19 protein-coding genes and 3 pseudogenes are annotated in these 23,272 nt (G+C 54.2%); 8 read left to right on the top strand and 14 right to left on the bottom strand.

Going from position 1 to position 23,272, the window contains the following annotated elements; all coding sequences use genetic code 11:
• Positions 1-143: 143 nt before the first annotated feature.
• The gene (locus tag RBH20_RS07245) at positions 144-1,448 is read left to right on the top strand and encodes an acetamidase/formamidase family protein (protein WP_306706970.1); all 1,305 of its coding nucleotides are present in this window, start codon (positions 144-146) and stop codon (positions 1,446-1,448) included.
• 21 nt (positions 1,449-1,469) lie between these two features.
• Here the strand turns inward: RBH20_RS07245 and RBH20_RS07250 are convergent, their stop codons facing one another.
• Complete coding sequence (locus RBH20_RS07250; protein ID WP_306706971.1) at positions 1,470-1,730, bottom strand: ubiquitin-like small modifier protein 1; 261 nt, start codon at positions 1,728-1,730, stop codon at positions 1,470-1,472.
• A gap of 235 nt (positions 1,731-1,965) precedes the next feature.
• On the opposite strand from RBH20_RS07250, the gene RBH20_RS07255 reads away from it, so the two are divergent.
• Positions 1,966-2,532, top strand: coding sequence for a hypothetical protein (locus RBH20_RS07255; RefSeq protein WP_306707500.1), 567 nt, complete (start codon positions 1,966-1,968; stop codon positions 2,530-2,532).
• Between the two features lie 52 nt (positions 2,533-2,584).
• Here the strand turns inward: RBH20_RS07255 and RBH20_RS07260 are convergent, their stop codons facing one another.
• From RBH20_RS07260 to RBH20_RS07280, 5 genes are all read right to left on the bottom strand, one after another.
• The gene (locus RBH20_RS07260) at positions 2,585-3,352 is read right to left on the bottom strand and encodes a hypothetical protein (protein ID WP_306706973.1); all 768 of its coding nucleotides are present in this window, start codon (positions 3,350-3,352) and stop codon (positions 2,585-2,587) included.
• Positions 3,353-3,656: 304 nt separating this feature from the next.
• On the bottom strand, positions 3,657-4,172 hold the full coding sequence (locus RBH20_RS07265) for a metal-dependent hydrolase (protein WP_306706975.1): 516 nt from the start codon (positions 4,170-4,172) through the stop codon (positions 3,657-3,659).
• 1,307 nt (positions 4,173-5,479) lie between these two features.
• Entirely contained in the window at positions 5,480-6,697 is a 1,218-nt protein-coding gene (locus RBH20_RS07270; protein ID WP_306706977.1) for an orc1/cdc6 family replication initiation protein, read from the bottom strand.
• Positions 6,698-7,168: 471 nt separating this feature from the next.
• Complete coding sequence (locus RBH20_RS07275; RefSeq protein ID WP_306706978.1) at positions 7,169-8,308, bottom strand: glycosyltransferase family 4 protein; 1,140 nt, start codon at positions 8,306-8,308, stop codon at positions 7,169-7,171.
• Positions 8,309-8,350: 42 nt separating this feature from the next.
• Positions 8,351-9,172 carry an endonuclease I gene (locus RBH20_RS07280; RefSeq protein ID WP_306706979.1) on the bottom strand — a complete coding sequence of 274 codons (822 nt, stop codon included), beginning with the start codon at positions 9,170-9,172 and terminating at the stop codon, positions 8,351-8,353.
• Between the two features lie 267 nt (positions 9,173-9,439).
• Between RBH20_RS07280 and RBH20_RS07285 the strand changes: the two genes are divergently transcribed.
• From RBH20_RS07285 to RBH20_RS07295, 3 genes are all read left to right on the top strand, one after another.
• Complete coding sequence (locus RBH20_RS07285; RefSeq protein ID WP_306706981.1) at positions 9,440-9,649, top strand: winged helix-turn-helix domain-containing protein; 210 nt, start codon at positions 9,440-9,442, stop codon at positions 9,647-9,649.
• A 98-nt stretch (positions 9,650-9,747) separates the two neighbouring features.
• Positions 9,748-11,013 (top strand): sulfatase, encoded by a 1,266-nt coding sequence (locus RBH20_RS07290; RefSeq protein ID WP_306706983.1) that lies wholly within the window; start codon positions 9,748-9,750, stop codon positions 11,011-11,013.
• Positions 11,010-12,155 (top strand): glycosyltransferase family 4 protein, encoded by a 1,146-nt coding sequence (locus RBH20_RS07295; protein ID WP_306706985.1) that lies wholly within the window; start codon positions 11,010-11,012, stop codon positions 12,153-12,155. Before RBH20_RS07290 ends, RBH20_RS07295 begins: the two co-directional genes overlap by 4 nt.
• An 18-nt stretch (positions 12,156-12,173) precedes the next feature.
• On the opposite strand, the gene RBH20_RS07300 is transcribed toward RBH20_RS07295, so the two are convergent.
• The gene (locus RBH20_RS07300; protein ID WP_306706987.1) at positions 12,174-13,781 is read right to left on the bottom strand and encodes an alkaline phosphatase family protein; all 1,608 of its coding nucleotides are present in this window, start codon (positions 13,779-13,781) and stop codon (positions 12,174-12,176) included.
• 79 nt (positions 13,782-13,860) lie between these two features.
• Complete coding sequence (locus tag RBH20_RS07305) at positions 13,861-14,661, bottom strand: sulfatase-like hydrolase/transferase (RefSeq protein ID WP_306706989.1); 801 nt, start codon at positions 14,659-14,661, stop codon at positions 13,861-13,863.
• A 578-nt stretch (positions 14,662-15,239) separates the two neighbouring features.
• On the opposite strand from RBH20_RS07305, the pseudogene RBH20_RS07310 reads away from it, so the two are divergent.
• Both RBH20_RS07310 and RBH20_RS07315 read left to right on the top strand, forming a co-directional pair.
• Positions 15,240-16,235, top strand: a pseudogene (locus tag RBH20_RS07310) (transposase).
• Between the two features lie 172 nt (positions 16,236-16,407).
• Positions 16,408-17,517 (top strand): glycosyltransferase, encoded by a 1,110-nt coding sequence (locus RBH20_RS07315; RefSeq protein WP_306706991.1) that lies wholly within the window; start codon positions 16,408-16,410, stop codon positions 17,515-17,517.
• Positions 17,518-17,528: 11 nt separating this feature from the next.
• Here RBH20_RS07315 and RBH20_RS07320 read toward each other — a convergent pair whose 3' ends face one another.
• The gene (locus RBH20_RS07320) at positions 17,529-18,854 is read right to left on the bottom strand and encodes a sulfatase (protein WP_306706993.1); all 1,326 of its coding nucleotides are present in this window, start codon (positions 18,852-18,854) and stop codon (positions 17,529-17,531) included.
• 76 nt (positions 18,855-18,930) lie between these two features.
• On the opposite strand from RBH20_RS07320, the pseudogene RBH20_RS07325 reads away from it, so the two are divergent.
• A pseudogene (locus RBH20_RS07325) lies at positions 18,931-19,082 on the top strand (IS630 family transposase); the annotation flags it as partial.
• 66 nt (positions 19,083-19,148) lie between these two features.
• On the opposite strand, the pseudogene RBH20_RS07330 reads toward RBH20_RS07325, so the two are convergent.
• From RBH20_RS07330 to RBH20_RS07350, 5 genes and pseudogenes are all read right to left on the bottom strand, one after another.
• Positions 19,149-19,257, bottom strand: a pseudogene (locus RBH20_RS07330) (IS5/IS1182 family transposase); the annotation flags it as partial.
• Between the two features lie 163 nt (positions 19,258-19,420).
• Positions 19,421-21,496, bottom strand: a complete 2,076-nt coding sequence (locus RBH20_RS07335; protein ID WP_306706995.1) for a glycosyltransferase family 39 protein — start codon at positions 21,494-21,496, stop codon at positions 19,421-19,423.
• Positions 21,497-21,548: 52 nt separating this feature from the next.
• Positions 21,549-22,001, bottom strand: a complete 453-nt coding sequence (locus RBH20_RS07340) for a GtrA family protein (RefSeq protein ID WP_306706997.1) — start codon at positions 21,999-22,001, stop codon at positions 21,549-21,551.
• The gene (locus RBH20_RS07345) at positions 21,991-22,761 is read right to left on the bottom strand and encodes a glycosyltransferase (RefSeq protein WP_306706999.1); all 771 of its coding nucleotides are present in this window, start codon (positions 22,759-22,761) and stop codon (positions 21,991-21,993) included. Before RBH20_RS07345 ends, RBH20_RS07340 begins: the two co-directional genes overlap by 11 nt.
• Positions 22,751-22,891 (bottom strand): hypothetical protein, encoded by a 141-nt coding sequence (locus RBH20_RS07350; RefSeq protein ID WP_306707001.1) that lies wholly within the window; start codon positions 22,889-22,891, stop codon positions 22,751-22,753. The genes RBH20_RS07345 and RBH20_RS07350 overlap by 11 nt, the downstream gene beginning before the upstream one ends.
• Positions 22,892-23,272 lie beyond the last annotated feature (381 nt).

Raw genomic sequence — 23,272 nt, forward strand, 5'->3', positions numbered from 1 at the left:
GCCCAGCAGACCGACCCGTTTGATGCCACCGACCCAACAGAGTTGAATTGACGGCACGGGGCACTTCCGAGGATAGAGACGACGCTGGAGCCACTCGCACCCACACCATGATTTATTCTCGTATAGCCCGTGCTTGGGAATGTATGTCAGAGCAAATCCAGCAGGAACTCGATGTCGGCCGGTTTACGCTTGGACTCGTCGGGCCGGATCAGGAATGGGCCGGCACAGTGGCCGACGGCGGGACCGTTCGCACCCACACGCCGCCTGCGTGCTGGGGACCGATGGTCACCCCCGAGTTCCGCGGCGGCCATGAGGTGACGCGACCGATCCGGGTCGAGAACGCCGAACCCGGCGACGCACTCGTTGTCCGTATCAAGGATGTTGAGGTGACGAGTATTGCGACGAGTACGGGCAGCATGGCCGAACGGGAGGACGCCTTCGGGAGCGACCCGTTCGTCGACCATCGATGCCCGGAGTGTGGCACCGAATGGCCCGACAGCGTCGTCGAGGGGACCGGCGAAGACGCGATTCGCTGTGCGGAGTGTGGAGCCAATGCCTCGTCCTTTGGCTTCGAGTTCGGGTACACCGTTGCCTTCGACGAGGACCGCTCGGTGGGGCTCACGGTCGGCCCCGACGGTGCGGCGGACCTCGCGGAGCGCGCCGACGAGGCGATGGCACTGCCTGACCACTCCCGGCAACACCCGATTCTGCTGTACAAGCCCGACGAAATACCGGGCACGCTTGGGCACCTCCGACCGTTCATCGGGAACATCGGGACGACGCCGTCGGTCGAGTTCCCCGATTCACATAACGCCGGTGACTTCGGCCAGTTCCTCATCGGTGCCGACCACGACTGGGGCCTCGCCGATGAAGCGGCGCTTGCGGCCCGCACGGACGGCCACATGGACTCGAATGATGTCCGCTCTGGCGCGACGCTCATCTGTCCCGTCGAGATAGACGGCGCAGGCCTCTACGTTGGGGACCTGCACGCCAACCAGGGCGACGGCGAACTCTCGCTTCACACGACCGACGTGAGCGGCCGTACCGAACTCGAAGTCAGCGTCATCAAGGACCTCGACATCGATGGCCCACTTCTGCTTCCGAACGAGTCGGACCTGCCGGATATCGCCAAGCCGTACACGGACGCCGAGCGAGAAGCGGGCGAAGCCCTCGCTTCCGAGCATCATGTCGATGACGTCGTCGATGCAGCGCCGCTCCAGATCATCGGGTCCGGTGCGACTATCAATGACGCCACCGAGAACGCATTCGCACGGGCTGGGACACTCTTCGGTATGTCAGAGGGTGAGGTCCGGGCACGCTGTACGTTCACCGGCGGCGTCGAAATCGCGCGACTACCCGGCGTCGTCCAGCTCTCGATGCTCGCGCCGATGGATCTCCTCGAAGAACAGGGGCTCGCCGGAACCGTCCGCGAACAGTACGACCTGTAGTTGGACGGCGGCTGGTGGCGTTCACCCACCTCGCATCGCCGGAAAGAGTTCGACCGCCGCGCCGGACGGGACCCGCTGGTCGTGGGAGGCGTTGTCCCCGTCGACCATCACTCGCACACTCGGTCGGAGTTCGCCGTCCGCATCGACTAACTGTGACTTCGCACGCGGATACGCGTCGACGAAGGCCGTAATCACGGCTCCAACAGTGTCGCCATCGACTGTAATTTCGACTGTCTTCGCCCCTGTCGCCGCCCGGAGCGACCCGTACACGGTCACGTCCACACTGCTCAGTTAGGTCCAAGACCGCAAAAAGATACGTCTCCCGCTCGATGTCGGCGCTGGATGTGAACGGCTTCGCCGGCAAGACAGTCCGACCAGATCGGATACTTTGTCCCGGCTTGTGCGAATACTATCGCGATTCAAACTGGAACCAAACGTAGAGTCGCCGGCTGCGATGACAGATAGCAAACAGACAGAAGAGGTTTACAAGCACAGTCGAAAGCGAACAACTGCTATGATACCCTCCAAGCAAGCCGTCAGTAGCCTCGGGAGTCTGCTCGCCGTACTCGGACTCGCCGGGGTCGCAACAGCACAGCCTACAGCCCCGGGTGGGAGTGCGGGCCCGGGCTTCAATATCGTCCTCCGTTTCGGTGTCGGGTTCGTCATGCTCTCGGTGTTGGGCGCCGCAGCAGCCGCTATCGGCCCGTCGTACACGACGAACGCCGTGCGGGAGATTCAGGATGACCCCGGCGACGCAATCGGCTGGGGGATTCTCGTCGGCATTCTGGTCCCCATCGGGTTGGTACTACTCACGCTGACGATTATCGGCGCGCTGATATCGATCCCCGGACTGCTTCTCATCGGCATCCTCAGTATCGTCGGCACCGGCATTACTGCTGTCTGGGTCGGGAATTCGGTTATCGGCGATGACGGCACCGTTAGCGCAACAGACGGCGTCGCCGGGGGGCTGTTACTGGCCGTTCCCTTCGCGATTCCAGTCGTCGGCGGCTTCCTCCTCAACCTCATAACGCTCGTCGGCCTCGGTGTCGTCGGCCGCGGGCTGTACGAGGAATGGTCGGACTGAGCGAGTGGTCGCCGACGGTTGAAGCGGTTTCTCGCTGCTGCAACGAGTGGGTTCAGCTCGCGCCGGGACACCCGAGTTCGTGCGGGTCGTCGTACACCTCTGGCGGAATCGAGATGGCGGTTGGTTCACCGTACTCGCTGTACTGGACCGTGATCGTGGCAGTTGCAGTCGCTCCACGCTGTGAGATTTCTATCCTGAGTTCCGACTGTACCGGTCGGTTCGTGTTTGGATTAACCCAGAGTCGCGCTGTCGCGTTCTCAAGCGAACCGCGGTTTAGATCCATGTCGCCAGCCTGTCGGCGATTCATGAGTGACCTGATAGTCTCAGCGCTCGGGGAGGCCGTGACGAGAACAGTCCGGTTGCCGTCAAGCGTCTCATTGCCCCGCCAGTAGACGTTCGAGCGTTCGAAGAGCAGCAGTTGCCGATGGAGCGGCGTCGTGGTCGCCCACGGATCGGAACGCGATACGTTCTCGACGGCGTAGCCACCCCAAGGGTCCTGACAGCCCTGGTACGCTTTGTACCCGTCGACATAGGAGTCGATCGTCTGGTCTTGCATCCGCGTCGTCGCTTGCATCCGTTTTGCGGAGACGTTTACCGCACCATCGCCGTCAACTCTCACGGTCCGCGATTGCTCACCATCCGATGCTACCACATGCATCTCCATATCGAATCGATACGCTTCGACGGCGGCAACAGTGCTGTTCGCCTCCTCGACGGCAGTGACGGCTCGTTCGTCGCTCGGTGGCGGGCTATCAGCCATGAATGTGCCACACCCGGCAAGGAGGGAAACGATGCATACGGCGAGGACCAATCGTCGCATACAGTGTTCTCGCTCGCCCGTCCGTCTAAAAGCTCATGGGTCCGATTCGTGACAGCCCAACAGCTGAAAATAGCGCCAACGTCAGAACCGCGGGAAGCTTCCGGCAGAATGGGGTCACTGCGTCGTCAGTAACTCCAGTTTCACATTGGCGCGCATGGGTAGTAAGCAGGTAGAGAAACAAGAACAGAATGCAAGCGAATAGGCCGCTCCGTTTGGAACTATGTAGGTTTGGGACCGCTTCCCGGAGAATCGTTATTTCGGACCTGATATGCAGTACGCTGACTCTAGCGTGGTGCAGACACCGCTATCTAACGTCGAGTTGGGATTGCAGGTCCGCGACCAGCACGTACGCCACCAGCGTCAGGACGAGCACCGAAAACCCGGTCCAGAGATGCAGGTTCACTGCGCCCTCACCGACCCACTGTGGGACTGCCGGGCGCACAACGGGCGGCTGGAGCGGCCAGAGCAGGTCCGACGACACGTACAGGTTCGGCGGCAGGAGTTGCTGATTATCGGCCACCAGGTGTGAAAGGTGGGCGAACGCAAACGCCGTCCCAAGTCGGGCCCGGTCCGTTCGGACTGCGTAAGCGATGACGACAATCGAGAGCGGAATTGCGAACGGGAGCGAGTGCATAAACACCCGACCGGAGGGGATGAGATGGAGTTCGTACGCTAACGGCTTGTCGATGAGATCCGGGAACTGGCTGCCGAAGAACGTGACTGCGACTAGCTGGAGCGACGGGAGCTGTCTGTCCCGGAGGAGTGCGTATACTGCGACAGGGAGGAGGGCGATGATGAAATGCTCGCTCGGGAGGACCATTTTCTGGTTAGTAGTGCTGAGGTCGTGTGCGAGGAAATGCCTTGTGTGGGATGGGGGTTTGCGCGTGCCATTGCGTCAGATACGCAGTCCATACCGCTCGCTTCACAGAGAGCGCTATGAGTGTTCTTTCGAGTTGTTGTATGGAGACCTGATTTCTGTGCCGCTATCGCTGGGACACACCCCACCGTGTCCAGTGTCTCTGGTAGCAGTTGGTCCGTGTTCGGAACGGTGTCTCTCTTTCGACGATAATTGCCAGAGCGGCTCCACGGCTGCCGCCGTGGGTGGTGTTCTGGATGGGTTAGGCGGGGACACACGTGATAGAGCGTATGGTGGTCGCTGCCTGATTGACGAGAAGCCGGTCCCAGACACACCTCGCACCGAGTGTACTGGCTGTCAGTGTCTGAACGACAGCCGCCCATCTCAGACACACCCCACACCGAGTGAAGATTGGTTTCTCCACTGGCTCCGATGAACGTCAGATAACGGGGCTTGAACTGGCAAAAGCCGCGAAGTCGCAAGCTGAATCGAGTATCCGACCAGACTGGTATCTTACAGTAGTCGACGAGTGACTTACACAGGCACACACCACGTACCGAGTGTACTGGCCACTGATCCGTGCCGACAGAGGATGCTCGACAGAGACACATCATGAGCCGAGCGGCAGCCGTGGACCTTCGGGCAGTCGTTCAGAGTTTACTGTTGGTAGACAGCGCGTAGATAGTGAAAGGAGAGTAGAGATCCGTATCCAGATGTACTCCATCGTGGACTGTGTGTCGTGGGGCACGTAGCCTTGCGTAACCCAGTGTGAGTACTGGACCTTTACACTCGGTACGTGGTGTGTGTCAGCCGACACGTTCCTATATAAAACACCCTGAGATCCCCTGAAATTCGGTGCTGGATTCTTTTCCAAGATTTCACTCGTTTCGAGGTGTGTGAGACGGTATCGCGAACTGGAGCGAAGGCATGGATACTCACCCAGGTGAGATACAGTTCATTATGTAGGGGTTTGTTACGGTGAAGCCGTGTGCAAGGAAATTTCTTCTGTGGGATGAGGGTTTGCGCGTGCCAGTGCATTCAGATACGCAGTTCACACCGCTCACTTCACTGTGTCGAGTGGCTTTTCGAGTGGTCTGTGCGTGCAGACTTGGTTTTCACACCGCTATTACTGGGACACACCCCACCGTGTCCAGTGTCATTGGGAGTGCAGTCGGTTTGGGTGTTGTCCCAATGTTAAGAACTACCTGTCCCTCCCCCCACTGTGTCCAGTGTCTTTGGTAGCAGTCCAACGGCCTCATACCGAGAACCGCTTACTGACTCCGATCAAGACGTTGCTGCATTTCGTCGGTGACACCCACGACATCCACTGTTTCGCTGAGCGCCTCAATAAGGAGATCTGGATTTGTATCAAGAGCATACTCGTAATACCGTCCTCCAACCTCGCCTTTATTTCGCTCAACCCGACTGGCGATGCCTAACATTGCGAGTTCATTCAGGTGGTCTCGCATCCGCCGAGGAACGAGTGCATCTGTCGCTGCTCGGTCGCAGACGACCTCATACCGTTCTTGGATCGTTCGCGCCCGGACTGGCGTATCGCTTTCCTCATGAAGCATCATGAGAGCATATAGTACCAGATGACCGTGCTGGGTAAGTCCGGCAACACCCTCAGCAATACGACTCCGTTCAAGCGCGGTTCGTGCAGTGTCAACGTGGGCCTCTGTGAGTTCAGTGGCGTTTTCTTCAACCGCGATATCTCCAGCTTCCATCAGTAAATCAAGGCTTTGGCGGGCGTCACCAGCGTCTTTCGCCCCGAAGGCAGCACACTTCGCGATCACTTCTTGTGGAACAACATCCGGGTAAAAAGCGATCTCGGAGCGCTGACGGAGGATGTCTCGAAGTTCGTTTGCGTCGTACGCTGGGAACTGAAGTTCCTTTTCACAGAGACTCGATTGGACCTTCGAGCTGAGTCGTTCACGGTATTTGAAATCGTTCGAGATTCCAATGATACCGACCCTACACTCACTGAGATTTCCATTCGCTCGCGCACGGGGAATCTGGTAGAGAATTGAGTCGTCCTCTATATGATCAACTTCATCAAAAACAATGACTATTGTCCCCCCGATTGAATCAAGTTCGCTCCAGAGCCACTCGTTTACCTGTCGGCGCGGGTACCCAGTCGGCTTCAGCTGATCTGTAGGTGCACGTAGCTCATTCACAAGCTGGATCGCAACCTGATAGCTCGTACTTAAATCCTCACAGTTCGTCCGAATTGTCGTGACATCAATGTCGTATTCAGCCGCATCCGACTTGAGCTCATCAAGCAGATAACGTGTGCACGCAGTTTTGCCAACACCGGCTTTTCCGTATAGAAAGATGTTCGACGGCTGATCGCCGTTGATAACTGGCTGCAACGCGGCGATATACTGCTGTAGCTCTTCGTCACGTCCCACAATCTCTTCTGGCTGGTAATCTTCACGAAGTGCATCACGATTCTGGAAAATGTCTGTGTCTGGTTCGAACAACCCCATGTGTTTTCTTACTCACACTACAGTGGGATGGTATTTAAAACCACTGTGTCTTTTGTGTCCAATGTCTTCGAATTTGCACCCCATCATGTCCAGTGTCACGGGATTTGAGCGAGTATGGAGACTCATGCGTAACCGGTTTGAACGGTTGTTACACGATGCTGGAGGGAAACCTAACTAACAGTGCTATTTGACTCGTGAGCGGCGTATATCTGCCCTAGCGGCAGGATTTGAACACAGACCGATCAACAAAGACACTGGACACACTGGGGTGGGAGAGTGGCGATACCGCACACGAGTACGGGCTGAAAATACAACAGATAGTCAGAGGAGCAAGGAGAGATTATATGACCACCTCAATCAGCACGGCTGTCCCTGGTAACTGACCAACTCGGAAGGAGGTGTGTGGGTACGCACTCGATACTAAAGCCGCAGATGGAGACAAAGCAGAGCGCCGGTGTCGCTGCATTCGGTTTACCACGACCCGTCAACTGCTCGCTGATAGACGGTTTCGGCCTGATCAGCCACTGCATCCCAGTCGTACTGCTCCGCACGTTCGACAGGGTCAGCCGATGGGCGCTCGCCACCGAGAGCGGCGTCGAGTCTCTCTGTGAGCGAGTCAACGGTTGGGTCGACGAGAAAGCCCGCGTCACCGATAACTTCGTCTGCCGCCGAATCCGGATGGGAAGCGGCAATCACGGTACAGTCAGCAGCCATCGCTTCGACGAACGTAATTCCAAATCCTTCTCGCGTCGACGGTGACGCGAAAATGTCAGCAGCGCGCATATGCCCGAGCACGTCCTCGTAGTCGTCGAGAAATCCCAGCATCGAAACGCGGTCGGCGTGGGTCAGTGAGCTGCGTTTCCTGTCGAGGCGGTCACGCTCAGGCCCATCTCCGATGATACCGAGCGTGACGGCATGCTTGTCGGCGACTCGATCAAACGCCTCCAGCAGGATATCGACGTTCTTGTGCTCGATCAGCCGGCCGGCGAAGACGATATCGTACCCACTGTCGGGTTGTGTGGCAGTCCGCACCTGCTCGGTGTCGAGCCCGTTGGGTACGACCTCAATATGCTTCCGGGTCAGGCCGATATCAGCGAGGTTGTCCGCAGTGATTCCTGAAACAGCGATCGGATGCTGGGGTGCCTTGGCAGTGAGTCGTTCAATGAGTTTGCCACCCGGAGCGAGCGGTCCGAGGTACTCCTCCCAGTAATCGCCCCAGACCTCATGCCATGTCGTGACGACTGGCGTGCTAGTCCCGAGACTAGCAAGTTTCGTGGCATGGACTGGGAAATATGGGAAGACGCTAGCAATGACAAGGTCATGTTCATTGTCGCTAAGACGACGGCGAAGCGGTGGGAGTGCGCGGACTGCGAAATCGATTGCCTCGGTGATGGACCGCCGGTCGTCTTCGTAGAGTTCTGCTTCAGGCGCGACCGCGCGCAGGGTCATCCCCTCATGTGTGGTCTCCGCTGGGCCGTCCCAGTAGTGGCGACCATAGATGGTGACATCGTGGCCCCCGTCGGCGAGGCGAGTGCCGATTTCGTGGATGCGTTTCTCTGCGCCTCCACGCACGAACGGGTAGACAACATTGCTTATAAAACCGATACGCATTACCTGAGAGATTCAGTCCAGTCCCAAACAGTGTTTCGGAACCTACGGATCCGGGACGGGGAATTTGTAGTTGTACGCCATCACCGAGTTTCTGGGACGCGTGTCTTCCAAAAAATTCCGAGCGGAGATATCACTTAACTGAATGCCGAGACCAGATCCGTTCTCTACGTGTTCCTGTTTGCTTGTGTGGTTATCGTAGCCAAATCGTTCGAGCTCGGCTTGAAGCGTCTGGACAGAGCTTTCCGGAAAGCCGTGAGTCGAGAAAATAATGCGTGGTGCACCGCTGTCTCGAATTGAACAGCAGCCATCGCCCCAAAACCAGTGAAGTAGCGCAGTACGGTCAAGTTGGAAGTCCTCCGGCACAACTTTTCGACGCTTACCATCGTATTTTTTATACCAGTCAGAATACATCTCTTCGAAAAGTGGCTGTAAACGGGACCTGAGTATCCACATGGTATATTCAGGTCCGAATGTATCTGCCCGTGTGTTCGAGCGGGGAGCGTTCTCAGGAAAAAGGCCATCCGGGAGTTTCTCTTCGACTCGGAGCGTATGTTCCTTGACCGAGTTCGACAACCGGAAAAAGCAACCCCCCGATTCTCGTTGAAACAGACAGCCGTCGCCGAGGAGCTCTCCCTGAATCACGGAGATCTGGTGCGGACTGAATCCGACATCGACAGCTTTCCCGTCAGTCGACCGGAGTTCGATACCGGATTCTCGGAGGCGATACCGAATTTGCTCCGGAACCGTACCATAATCGGTGGCAATCGATTGGAGCGGTTCTCCCTGTTCAACGTATCTGTCAACGATCTCGTCGTCTTTCTCTTCGAGCCGGACGTGTGGATGGCCCCCTCGTTCGGTGGACACATCGTTCTCAACGAGACGCTTTCGAATTGTGGTGCTGACACATCGAAGTGGTCCGCTATCTCCTGTAGGGACTGGCCGTCCTCGTTGTACCGTTCGATGATTTCGTCCGTCTGCTTATCCAACCACTCGTACCGAGTTCCGGGCCCGTGACTCATACCTCTACGATCGTCTCCGTGGATTGTATACATTATGATTGTATCAATACATCGTACTACACATCTCGAAGATAACCGTCGTTTTAGTGGCTAGCCGCAGACCGGCGTAATAATGGCCGAAATCGATCTGAATCCGACCGATCGGGCGATCCTTGACCTCCTTCGTGACGGTCGGTGTACACCGTCGTATATTGCAGACGAACACGGGTACAGCCGACAGAACGTCACAAACCGACTCAGTCGACTCGTCGAACATGGGTACGTTCGGAAAGTCCACACTGGATTGTACGAACTCGTCGACGATCCGCAAGCAGATCTGTGACATATTTCGTGGCGTATTTTCAGACGAGGGTACCAATCAGATTCCTATCGATATAAATAAGCCAAAATATAAGAGAGTCTACTGATTCCATCTCAGTAATGACGGATCGGGACTGGAAACACGTCATCCTCCTCTCGGCGGACGCGCTCCGTGCGGACCACCTCTCCTCGTACGGTTATCACCGCAAGACCTCGCCCGTGCTCGACGAGCTGGCTGATGAGTCGATTCGGTTCGGGAACGCGTACAGCGCGAGTTCGCACACCCGCGAGGCGGTGCCCGCGCTGTTGACGGGCGAGTACCCAGATATCGCGATAGACGACGGGTATCGGCTCGCGACGGAGTCGGTGGCGTCGACGCTCTCGGAGGCGGGCTTCGCGACGGCCGGGTTCCACTCGAACCCGTTCGTCTCGCGGGCCTACGGCTTCGACGAGGGGTTCGACCATTTCGACGACGACCTCCATCTCGGCCAGCACAAACTGGTCGCGCTGGCTCAGCGGGCGCTCGACAAGCTGCGGAACCGCCACTACGCGCGGGCCGACGAGATCAACGAGCGATCGTTGGAGTGGCTTGACTCTCTGGATAGTGGTAGGTCGTTCTTCCTGTGGAACCACTACATGGACACCCACGGGCCGTACGAGCCGCCGGGCGAGTACGCGACGCGGTACGCGGACCGGGAGGTGTCCGGGCGAGAGGCGCAAAAGCTGTACCAGCGCGCGATCGACGATCCTGAGTCGATCACGGACGCGGAACGCGAGCTGCTGATCGACTTGTACGACGCCGAGATCCGGTACAACGACGCGCGGATCGGCGAGTTCCTGGCGGCGCTCCGGGAGCGCGATCTGTTGGAGGAGTCGCTTTTGATCGTCACCGCAGACCACGGCGACGCCTTCGGCGAGCACGGCTACTACGAACACCCGCGGTACCTCCACGACGAGATCACGCGGGTACCCCTGATCGTGCGTCCGCCCGGTGGGGCCGCGGAAGAAGTTGAGACACCCGCGAGTACGCTAGACGTGGGCGCGACAATCGAGGCGGCGGTCGGCAGCGAGGCAACGGGCGACGGCGTCTCGCTGCTCGGGACGCTCCCGGACGACCGGACGGTCTTCAGTCAGGCGCGCGGCGAGGACGAGCACGGCCACCTCCGGCGGTACGCGTCGCGGACCGCGGAGGGTGCGTGTTTCTGCGAGCGCGATCGGGAGTCGGGGACGATCGAGTTCGGGGAGTGTGCGGGGTCGGCCTTGCGTGAGGAGTTAGAAGCTCACGTCGACGAGCGGGTCCGTGTCGAGAACGGCGAGTCGGTCGAGGATGATGAGGAGGTCGACGAAGAGATCGAACGGCGGCTGGACGCGTTGGGGTATAAATGAGTGAGTCGCTTCGGATCGCGATGATCCAAGACGACTGGTGGCCACGAACGGGTGGTGGACCGGTTCACGTGAAGGAGCTTTCAGTGGCGCTTGCAGAGCGATTTGACCACACCATCGATATCTACACCCGGGCGCTGAAGAAGGACGGTTCCTCTCACACGAAGACCGAAACGTTTGCCAACGGTAAGGTTCGCGTCCATCGACTGAAGCCGTCGACGGAGTACTGGAACCCGATCGGGCGGGTCGCGTCGCTGGGCACCCCGATTCCACACCTCCTCACCGAAGAGTTCGATATTGTTCACGGCCACACGTTCCTCCCGGCGGTCCCAACACGGACCGCGGGAACATTCACTGACGCGGCGACCGTCTTCACCGTTCACGGGACCGCGTTGAACTCCGGAGTCGGGCGCGATGAGTCCGCGCTCGCAGGCATCAAGCGGCGGCTGGAACGGCTCTTCGTCCTCAACTTCGACTACGATCACGTCATCTCGGTCAATACGGAGCACTTGGACCTGCTCGGCGATCACCACGAGGACCTCTCGTGTGTCCCGAACGGCGTCAATCTCGAACGGTTCGATGTCGATGTCGATCGACGCGACGAGATACTCTTTCTCGGACGACTCGCACCGAAAAAGCGGGTGAGCGATCTCATCGACGCGTTCGCTCGGATCGCCGACGAGATTCCTGAGACCGACCTCGTCATCGTCGGGACCGGCCCGAAGGGAGACGAACTCAAAGCACAAGCGGCACAGACCGCGGTCAGCGACCGAATTCACTTCGAGGGGCGCGTTTCTGACGAGGCGATCCCGCGGTACTACCGTCGGGCACGGCTGTTCGTCCTCCCGTCCGTGTGGGAGGGCCATCCGTTGACGCTACTCGAAGCGTGGGCCGGCGAGGTTCCGGTGATAACGAGCGACGTTGAAGGGATCGGCGAGTTCGTCGAACACGAGGAGACGGGTTACCTCGTTCCCTCGGAGTCTCCTCAAGAACTCCGCGAGGCGATCCGGTACGCGCTAGACAATCCGGAAGAGAGCAGGGCGTGGGCCGCGAACGCGTACGAGTTGGTCAGCGACGAGTACTCATGGGAAGGCGTCGCGGACCGAACGAATCGGATTTATCAGGATATCACGTCGGACCGCTGAGCCGGTCTTTTGTTGTGGTTACTCCATGTAGCCGAGGTCGGCGAGGCGGTCCTCGACGCTCGACGTGTCTTCTTGTGACGAGGTGTCGGCGTAGTCGTCGACGAGCTCGTCCCAATCGCGGCGTTCGACCGTCTCTTCGGTGTCCGTGAGGACCTTTCCGTCCGTGCTGCTGTCGACTGGGATCCCGAGCTCGGCCGCGACGGTCGGCGCGATGTCGTAGATCTCGGCCTGATCGCCGGTATCGAGCGGTCGGTTGGCGATCAAGATACCTTCCGGCTTGTGGTTCTTGTGGGGGTATCGACGGAAGGTGTCGAGGATGGACCCGCTCACGTCGTAGCGGTAGTCGCGGGGGAACAGGGCGATATCCGGCGCATCGTCGAGGTGCTTCCCCTCGTAGACCTCTTCGCGCGGCTTCACCGCGTCGAAGACGAGTTCGCCGTCCGGATCACGGACCGCTTCGAGCTCCTCGATAAGCTCGGAGCGAACGTCCTCGTAGTCGCTCTGGGGAACGACTCCGTGTGGGTCGCGTCCCTCGACGTTGAGATGGACGCCGAGACTGTTGAACAGAAGCTGGTAGGCGGTCGAGTTCTCGTGGTCGACGACCTGATTCTGCGCGGCGACGAGGAAGTCCTCGGGGAGCACTCGTTCGACGGCCTTGTCAAGCCCGACCGTTCCGAGCAGCCGGTGGATCTTACGCGGAGAGAGTCCGACCGTCGAGAGCGCCAAGACCGTCGTATCGGCGACGGACGCGACAGGAGTGGAGCCGTCTTCGTCGGCTGTCTCTCCTTTTAGGTCGTCTTTCGCCTGCCGGAAGTACTGCTCCTCGCCCGTGGTCGTCTCCACGTAGCCGTGCTCGGCGAGCCACGAGTTCACGTAGAACGTCCAGTCGTAGTCGCCCATCCCGTGGTCCGAGGCGATGAGGACCAGCGGGTCCTCCCCGCCGAGATCGATGATGTCGCCGACGAACTCGTCGACATTTTCGAGCACCCGTCGGATCTGGTCGCGGTCGTCGAGGTCGTGGAAGATCGAGTCGGTGACCTGGAACTGGACCGCCATTAGGTCCCAGTCGTAGCGCTCGTCGAGGAAGCGGGCCATGTCACGGCGGTGACGGGCGACCTCCGTGTACTCCGCGACCGGATCGTCGTCAGTGCCGTACGAGGGGTAGATCCGATACTCGCCGTGCTCGGACTCGTACTCGTCTCGGAGTTCGGGGGGCGAGAACTCGACGTCTTCGGTGGCCAGATAGCCGGGGACGACGGCGCCACGTTCGAGCTCGGGAGCAGGATGCGTGACGGGGTAGTTGATCGCGATCGGCGTCTTCCCAGCTTCCGCGGCGGTTTCGAAGAGATACGGGGCGTCGACGGCGGGTCGATCGATGAGGGACTTCTCGTAGCCGTCGTTCGTAAAGAAGTCGAACACACCGTGGCTTCCGGGGTTACGGCCGCTGAGGAAAGAGGGCCACGCGCAGGGGGTCCAGGGGGGATGGGTGCTTTCGAATCCTGATCGAGCACCGCTTTTCAATAGCGAATAGACGGTTTCGAGGGAATCATCACGTAGCCACGGATCGATCTCCTCGAATCCTAATCCATCCAGTCCAATAAGAATCGTCTGAGCCGTGTCAGTCATTATCGGAAGTCCAGTGTGGCATCACAAAAAGCTTGAGTGAATGATATTACAGTGATATGGAATACTTTTGTGTGATACGCTATAAATAGCCGAGATCCGCTAATCGGTCCTCTACAGATGAGTCCTGAATTACCTCATCCGAAGTATCGGGCACGTAGGTTTGATTGTCTGTGGCGCTCGTTTCTACCAGAGGTACTTTTTTAAGATTCGGATGTGGGACACCCGCAATATGATTACTAATACCAAACTCTCCAAACAATTCACCATGATCTGCAGTGATAAGAACTCGCTCACGATCAAGGTTGTTTAGGAGCAACTCCACACTATCCAGAACATATCGTAAGTTGTCTAGGTATAGCTCGAAGATCTCGGCTTTGTTTCCTTGTGATCGAAGTTCTCCGAAAGGGTCTTTCTCGGTAGAGGTTATCTCTTGACCGTTCTGGGTTGTGTTTCTTAGATACGGCGCGTGAGGCTGCATGTAATGGACGAGCATCTTCTCAGGGGATGATTTCCGCCCAGTGTCGATAGCATGGTCAGTCACCGTTTCAGCCGGGACAACTCCGTACTCTTCGTTGAGATGCGAGAGAGATTTAAATTCCGCAAAGTCGTCTTTTGTCAAAGTCGGTCTGGACATCAGATTCGCGAATATGGGATGAGATTCGAGAAAAGACCCCCGTGTCGGTGACCAAAATCCGAAATCAACATCCTCAGTTAAAACTGAGTCGACCCACGCATTAGAGGAGATCTGGGTTGTTCGATTTATTTGAGTCCGATGCTCTTCTGTGAAGGTATTGACCATCCATTCCTTTGAGGTGCTTCCTACGGAGTACACCGCTTCAACCTCATCAATGAATTCGTATTCCGGTGCGACTGTTCGCATAGCGTCAACGCGACAGGCATCGAGTACGATCAGTACGTCCCACTCTAGATCGAACACATTAGTTCCGACAGGATGGTACGAAGTAACAGCCATCCACGGTAGTAAATATAGTGCATAAATTTCTCGGGTTATTTTTGACGAATATACTTGCTTAATCACATTTCTAAGCATGGTTGACATTGTATAATTGGATAGATATAAATACAGGCGACACAATATTTGACGTATCTGAGAGTCAAAATATTTATTTTGCATCTGTAACCATCGAGTATCAATTCTGTGTGATTGAAACAAAAATAATTTGCATCGGGGCACTACTCAACCGTCATAATTGATAAAGCGAACCAGCAGGAAATATTTTTTTCGTACGCTACTGTGATCACTCGCTCGTGTAGGCCCTGCTGCGGCCCCAGTACAACTGACCGCTCGGACTGCTAGACTACGAGTATGACCGTGAAATGTGGTAGATCGACCACTCATCGAAGCGAGATTTGGCATTTTCACATCTGATTCAGACAGTTTGCATTATAAGAGAGGGTGTCATAGAACGGTTACCACACCAACAAGCAGGGTGAACGCTGAGGTGGTATGAGCCCAGCACCCTGCAAAATCACCCTTCGGTAGACTCATTCTTCAATGTCGTAGAGACAGAGACGCTTGCGCTGTTTGAGTATCTCTCCTTCGAGTTTCTCGACAAGTTCAACGTGTTCGCCCCGGCCCAGACGGGGCGAACACGAGAGCACGAACCACCAGAGTTGATGCGTGGGTTCCTCCATTGCTACTACCACGACATCTATGGGATTCGTCCCATTGAACGCGAACTTCAGAACACGGTCGTCTGGCTGAGCTGTGGGTTCGATCGACCGCCGTCGAGAGACGCGGTCGATCGCTTCCTCACTGACCTCGAACACGTTGTTGACGGGGTCTTCGACCGGCTCGTCAAGCAGGTCGCCAGCCGCGGCCTGTTCGACTTGACCTACTGTATCGATTCGACCGATGTGAGGGCGATGCCCGCCGACCAAGACGCCTCGAAGTGCTACGATCCAACCGCCGAAGAGTACTACCACAGATACGGCTGCACGATCGCCTTGACCGGATCAAAGATCCCGATAGCAACGGAGTTCACCGAGAGCAAGCAAGCGCCAGAAGAGACGGCGATGCGCGTCACGAGTGACGCGCTCGCCGTCGCCAAACCGATGTGGATGGTCGGTGATAGCGCTTATGACACGCTCGACTGCACGACCACCTGCTGGCCGCACGGGTCGTGCCAGTCGCCCCATACAACGCGCGAAACACCGACGATCCAAAAGACGTCGAGTACAGGGTCGAAGACCGCATCGACGAACACAGCGAGGACGTACAACTGAAGCAATCGACGCTAGACGAGACGTACAACCGCCGGACAGGAGTTGAACGAACCAGCAAATCAATTAAGGACTGTGGCCTCGGGCGAACGCACGCCTGAGGCCGCGTCCACACACGAGTACATTCTCGCTCTATGCCTTTGCCTCGTCGTCGCAATCACCAACTACGAACGCGGAGACAATCCAGGGAGCACGATCATCACGGTGTGAGAACTCTTCTATGACACCCTCTCTCGTTGTCTGCCATCTCGGCAAGCCATGTTCCAATTGGTTTATATATGTTCCGGTGATAAACTAGCATCTTGGTGAAAACAATCACAGTGTGGCTTCAAAGTACACTCCATGAGGATAATTTTATTTTACCGACCAGTGTACGACGAATATGAATATTCTTGGATATTTTCCAGGGATTGACTTTTCCGCCAACGAACAGTTTGGAAGAAAAGTCCATCTTCGTGAGTTCATATCTAATGTAAAGTCTAACGAAGGGGTAACAGCCACGTTTGCCATTGGCAATGCACCCCCAAGCCTATTTGATGGTGATCCGAACATCATTGAATTAGGCCACACAAACTCAATACTGCGACAGACAACGGGCGAATTCTATCAAGCAATATATTTCTCCAATGTTATCCGACAGAACAATATAGACCTCATATACACCAGAGATTCGCCATATTTTGCGCCACTATTGATGAGTGTTCTCAGTGACACCCCTCTAGTTGTCGAAGCGAATGGGGTTCCAGAAAATGAGGGCCAGAATTCAATAGTTAGTACGGCTAGAAACAAATCATTCCACACAATACGTGCTGTAAAAAGAAATCACGCGAAGAGGATTATTGCTGTCTCTAAGAGTGTGGAAAACTATTTATTATCAGAAAATTCCGGTTATCAAACGGTCACTGTCTCAAATGGTGTTAATATCAATAAATTCGATATATCTACTTCTGTATCACCAAGCGAACCATACACCTTGTGTTACGTTGGTGGACTACAGGAGTGGCAAAACATCGAGAAGATGATCCGAGTCCTCTCTCTAATAAAGAAGGACATTGAATTTGTGGTTGTTGGCGGTACCAAAAAAAGAATAGCTGCCCTTACCGAAACAGCGAGGGCGGAAGGCATCAAAGATAGCGTCACATTTGTTGGTAGGGTGTCTCACGACAAAGTCCCGGAGCTGATTAATGAGAGTGACATTTGTCTGGGTCCATTTGCTAAGTCACGAAAAGCATCGCCGCTCAAGATCTACGAATACTTAGCCTGTGGACGGGAAGTGATTGTCGTGAATGATGATGGATTAGAAGAAATGGACGGTTTGCCGGGAGTGCACCGTTTCCAATACGAATCAAATGAAGTATTAGCTAGCAAGGTAGTTGATACCCTAATCGGGTGTTCAACAAACACAGATGGGAGAAACATGGTGGTTGATCAGCATTCTTGGAAGGCGGTAACAGATCATATTCTCCATGAGTGTAGAAAAGTGGTTGAATGAGAGTTCCGTAGTTACAGATACCCCATCTGCTCCAAATTTTCTTTAATATCGTCACTCAAAGTTTCTGATTTTTGTTGTTTAATACGTTGTAATTGCCTTTGATGTTGCATAAGTGAGTCTTGAAGCTCATCACAGTCATATCCAGGGCCAGCGTATTCTTCCTCGTCAGGATAGTAGATTAATTTGTCATCCGGTGATTGCCATGCTACAAATTGCTTTTTTGGAGGGAGCCGGTCCCGGTCTATATCTTCTGATATTTTATTTATAAAGGAGGTAGAGGCACTATAGTACGTATATGCTGTATCGCGTGTTTCCGTTCGAATATCAATACTATTTGTATCTGGGCTATCGGCCCCAGTTAAACCAATAATGGTCTCGTAGAGGTCATTCAACTGGACAATATCACTAAAGACTCCGTTTTTGATTCTGTCGGTGGGATCATGGATTATCAATGGAACACGGATTAGTGAATCTGCAACAGAAAACTGGTGACCTAGTATATTATCTTCTCCAAAGTTATCTCCATGATCACCAAATATCACAATAATCGTGTTGTCGTAAACGTCTTCTGCTTTCAAAATCTCAATAATTGATTCTACATATTGATCGATATTTCGTAGACACCCACGATATAGATCTTTAATCGTCTTCAAATCCCCTGTACTCGGTTTATAATCGCCAACATACATTTCTCCTCGCTTGTCGTAAATCGACCTCTGCCGGATGATATTCAGGTTCACACCCAGGAGTGTCTTACTTGTGAATTGCTTGTAATGTGGAGATTGGGGTGCATATGGCCAATGTGCACCGTTTAAATGGATAAAATGACAAAAGGGAGATTGAGTCTGACCTATGGACTGTGAAAAGTTTTCTATTGTCCAATTGTCCCTCTGTAAGATCCAGGAAGCAAATGGTTCTCCTCTCCTAGTTTGACGCAGGAGTTCTAGGATCGCTTCAGGCTTCGAATTAAAAACTGGTTCAGTGGAAGTATGATCAAACCCACGCAGAATTCCGCCGGCCTCAAGCCATCCATTATGGCCGAATGATTGAGTGTTGTATCCTTCTTCGTTCAATATTTCAGCAAAAGTCGGGTGATTCCCAAGAACATCTCCTTCATCTAGAACAGAATGTTCTGGCGGATATAATCCCGTGAAAACTGAACCATGAACTTGTAGTGTCCAACAAGAGGGACTGATCGCATTGTTATAGACAGCACTCTGTTCTCCAAATTCTTTGAGAAAAGGTGTAGTATTTTCAGAATCGTTATATACAGAGGAAAAATCACGTCGGAAGCTATCTACAGATATACAAAGCACGTTTGGGGTCTCAACACTCATGAATATAGTAATACATGTCTTCCGTTATTAATGAATTCATTGGTTTCGATATCCTTTTTATAACATCCTTAGGGAGCGAAATGGGAGAAGACGAAAAATCTCAGAAGCACAGCAAGAAGAATTTGAGGAAACCGTTCACGAACCCCTGAAGAGGTCAGTATTGGCGCACTGGCGTGGACGCCGGCGCTCGCCCGAAACGATCTCGAAGAAATGTACTGTGTCAAACATTTTAAATATTACGCGGTGAGATTTTATCAATTCGATACGGAGCGCATGAATCGTCAATATCGGTCATTCAACGAACCCGCTGCCCCCTTCAGTCGGCGGGTTCATCCGGGTTATCGACAACTGACTTAGTCTTAACCACCGTAACACGGGTGAAGAGACAGAATCCCGATACCACAACACTCTGTCTCTTCGCTTTCCACGGCAATAACGCGGTCGCAGCGGTTCCGTCTAGCGAAACTACAGAGCCAAATACATCAAGGAACTAAAATAAAATCAAGAGTGAGTCTTAGACCAGTTGAGTAAGCGGTGGTGACGTGGAAATTTTTAAGACTCAGTTTCTATCTAAATTCTATTAATTTAACGTCTCTATGCTCAGCCATAATCGAAAAATTTCTTGTTAAGTTTGCACTTGTCTCATTTGTCACAAGGGCGAATTGGATGTCGTCGTCCCCCTCAAGGGCTGATGGTGGTCCATCAGTTATCGGTCTCTGTGCGAAAAATGAAAAGATCCAGATCTTCCCCATTCGAGGTTCAACAGCTACAGGCACACCCTCCGGGACTTCTTTGGCAGCGGACTGTCCTAATTTTTCTTCCCCACTATAAGAGGGACCACCAGTACCCAAGGGAACTGAACCAACCAAACTTGCAACGATTAGGGCTGCTAGGAGCATAGGGACAATTCGACGGCCGATCTCGTAGTCATCATGGCGCCATTGTGATTTGGCAAGTTGATCGGCTACGGGCAGTGCGACAACCAGCATAGCGGCTGCAGTTATTACGACCGATTTGAGTGTTAGACCCACCGTGATAATCGCCGCTAAAACGCTCATTCCAATACCGACGAGAGCGACCGGATCATGCTCCAGTGCCCCGCTGATTGCCACACCAATTATCAAGGAGCAGGGTACGAACATCGGCATGATATACCAAGCGTGGTTTCCAGTAAAGACAAAGAACCCAAACGTTACCACTGACCACCATATCAAGAACAAGGGTTTTTTGATCGACTGCTTCTGCCATCCTCGAATAAGAGCAACGGCAGCAGCTGGGAACAGAAAGTAAAACCATACTCCAATTTGGTCAGGGAAGGTCTGGAAGTAAGGATATTGCATGAAAGAGAACGTCGTTCCAGATTGGTCTATCAACGTTTCACCAGTCGCTCGTTGCACAACCTGTTGCAAAAATATTTCATGGACAAACTGATGCCCATATCGAAACCAAGCATACAATGTCCAAGGGAGTGTGATCCCAGCTGTTATTCCCACCATCGGTACAAGTTCCCTTGACATGAAAGTGTGGGAATGATAGAAAACAACCGGTATGACCGCAATGACGAATATTCCTGCATGAAACCCTTTTGTGAGTAACGCAAGCCCGGCAACCAAGCCTACGTACGGCAGGAGCTCTGGACGATCGTTGTCCAAGGCTGTCCATGTCAAATACACAAATAGAGAACCGAAGAAGAGCAATGGCACGTCAGTGCTTCCAGTCCGGCCGCCGTGATTCTGGGCGTAAATCATCGGTATCGTGAACAGCACACAGGCTGAAGCCACCCCAGCAGGACGGTCAAATAATTGTTCACCAAATCTATATGTTATCAAACCAGAAAGGATGGCAAAAATAGCTATAGGAAGCCTGATGGCAAATCTGGTAATCCCGAATATGGATACCGAAATACCCTGGAGCCAGAATACCAATGGTGGTTTTTCGAGAAATGCCCGGAGCTCAAAGCCTGGCCTCTGGGGGTGGATATAGACATGTGGAATCACCCAACGGTCATTCTGAACCATATTCCGGGCAACGTTCGCGTAGATACTTTCGTCCCATCTTACAAGTGGGCGGTGACCCAGATATGACAGATATACATAAGCACCGATGATAGCAATACCGATAATCCACCACAGATTGCCTAAATACGGTTTCCGAATGTTGTCGCGCAGGCGAGTATCAAGTTGGGCTACTGGCCTCGGGAGCGATACTCTGAGAGGGAGATCGTCGGATACATACTCCGTCTTTCTCGAAGATCCTCGGTCTGCAAAAGAGGGCTGTTGGGGGTTTCTCTCAGTGCTTTCCTTAGAATCGACAGGTTCGGTGTTTCGCGAACTGGTGTCAGTAGAGGGGGGTGCATGGTTTTTTTTTACGCCCGGAGTATCATCTGAACTTGACTGATTCGCATCCCCTGAGAAATCCGCTTGCACTATTGCTTGGACGAAATCTTCTACCCCTTCTAATTCAGCTGTGCTGAGGGTTGGGTAGGCGGAGAATTTCTGTTTTTCAATAGCACTGATTACGATTTCGTGATCTCCATCGTATTCGATTTCACGGGCAATTCTCTCTATGAATTCTCGCACAGTCTCTGAATCTCGGAAGTCAGTCGAAACTTCTTCTTGGATTCGGGTTATGATGTTGTCCATTATTATCACCGTGATCGCTCTACTGATGGAACATCTATCTCACTCGACATCGTCAACCAACCACATCCCAAGTAAACAAACTCTCAGCAACATAGTTGATGCTCATTCCAACGCCGATCCCAATGAGGTTTGCAACCGTTGGCCAGAGCTCAATCCCACCGATCGAAAGAGAATACTGCAAGATACTGGTCAATAGGTAGAGGATTGTAAATGCAACTGAGAGACCCACTACCCTGACAAGATGTGACTGTATCCAGCGATGAGCGAATGCAATAACACCGAGCTCTCCCTCATCAACAAACGTCCAGCGATCGTTGATTGTGAACATCGTCGTTATGGATATTTCGGCGCCGATCGCTTTCGCAACGGTTGGTCCGATACCAAATCCTGCAGTCAAAACAGCCACAAGGAGAGTCTCGATAGTCGCTCCAACAACGCCGACGGAAATAAACTTTCCAATCCGCGAACGATGTGCAAGTAGCACCAACGTTGACTCAGTCGTCATTGTCACCGAGCTTCATTAGCTTCGACCGGTCTGTTTTCGTGACGTCTCGGTGACGGGGGCTCGTCACGATTGCATCCGTTCGGCGCTTCACGTCGATGAGGGCTGTTGCCAACTCGATCGACGTCGAAATAGGATTGACTGTTGAGTCCGGATGGTCCTCCCACTCGATCGGGATCTCCGCGATCTCGTAGCCGAGCGACCCTGCGACTGAGACGAACTCCAGATCCCATGCGAAGCCAGGTTCGTAGCAGTGGTGGCCTATCGCCTTCCAGGCTTCCGAGCGAACAGCCTTCGCGCCACACTGATAGTCCCGGCACTGTGTGGGTAGTATCTTTCTGGCCGCGAAGGCGAATGCGTCCCCAAGGAACCGGCGAATAATCGTTTGGTGGGCGACGATATGTGAAGAGGGGTGGCGGCGTGAAGCGATGCTCACATCTGTAGTCCCATCTCTGATCTGGCGAACGATATCGTCGATCGACGTCGCGGGGACCGACCCATCGGCATCAGCGAACGCGACGATGTCCGTATCCAGCGCGTCGAATCCTTCCATGATCGCTCCACCCTTCCCTCTCCGTTTAGTGGAGACGTTCACCTCGGCAATCTCTTCAAGCCGATCGGCATGTGCTTGCCGAGGTGCATCAATTTCGATGCGAATGACCTCGGGACCGAGTTCTTCTTTGATGTCCTTGATGTACGTCTCCAGCGTAAGAATATCCGGGTCATACGCTGGAATCACGATCCCAAGCGAGTCACTTGCCATCGAATCCAGCCTCCTCCAAGAGCTTGTCAACGAGTTCTGGATTCGTTTCTGCCACAAGCTCGGTCTTCACTTTTTTCAGCGTCCTCCAAGTGTCGAGTTCTAGGTCCGCCTGGTAGGTCTTCCCACCCATGGTGTGATACGTGTGACATGGTTTACTTCGCATAAAAACCTGATTATCGTTGATAGAATTACCCCTGAAGGGATCTTCGACTGGTCTGCCGGGCTCCTTACCCTCTACGGTGTGGTCCGGCGATGCCCTCCAGCGCTACGTGCACAGTTTAAACTAACAGCTGTTTCAGCGAAAAAAGTGTCGAACTATAGTAGTTGTTGAGGGTGTCATACAATGACTCTATGAAAATCCTGCCTTGAAGCCCCTGGCGCGTGAATCAAGACAACAGGGGTTGGCAGAGACCGAGTGTGAACCAATGCTTCAAAGCATGCTAGAACGACCGGTCCTAGCCCGTGGAAGGAAGAAGAATACTGTGCCACAGACCACGCATAGGCGCCTTTC

Origin of the sequence: Haloarcula sp. H-GB4, assembly GCF_030848575.1 — an archaeon.
Taxonomy (GTDB): Archaea; Halobacteriota; Halobacteria; order Halobacteriales; family Haloarculaceae; genus Haloarcula.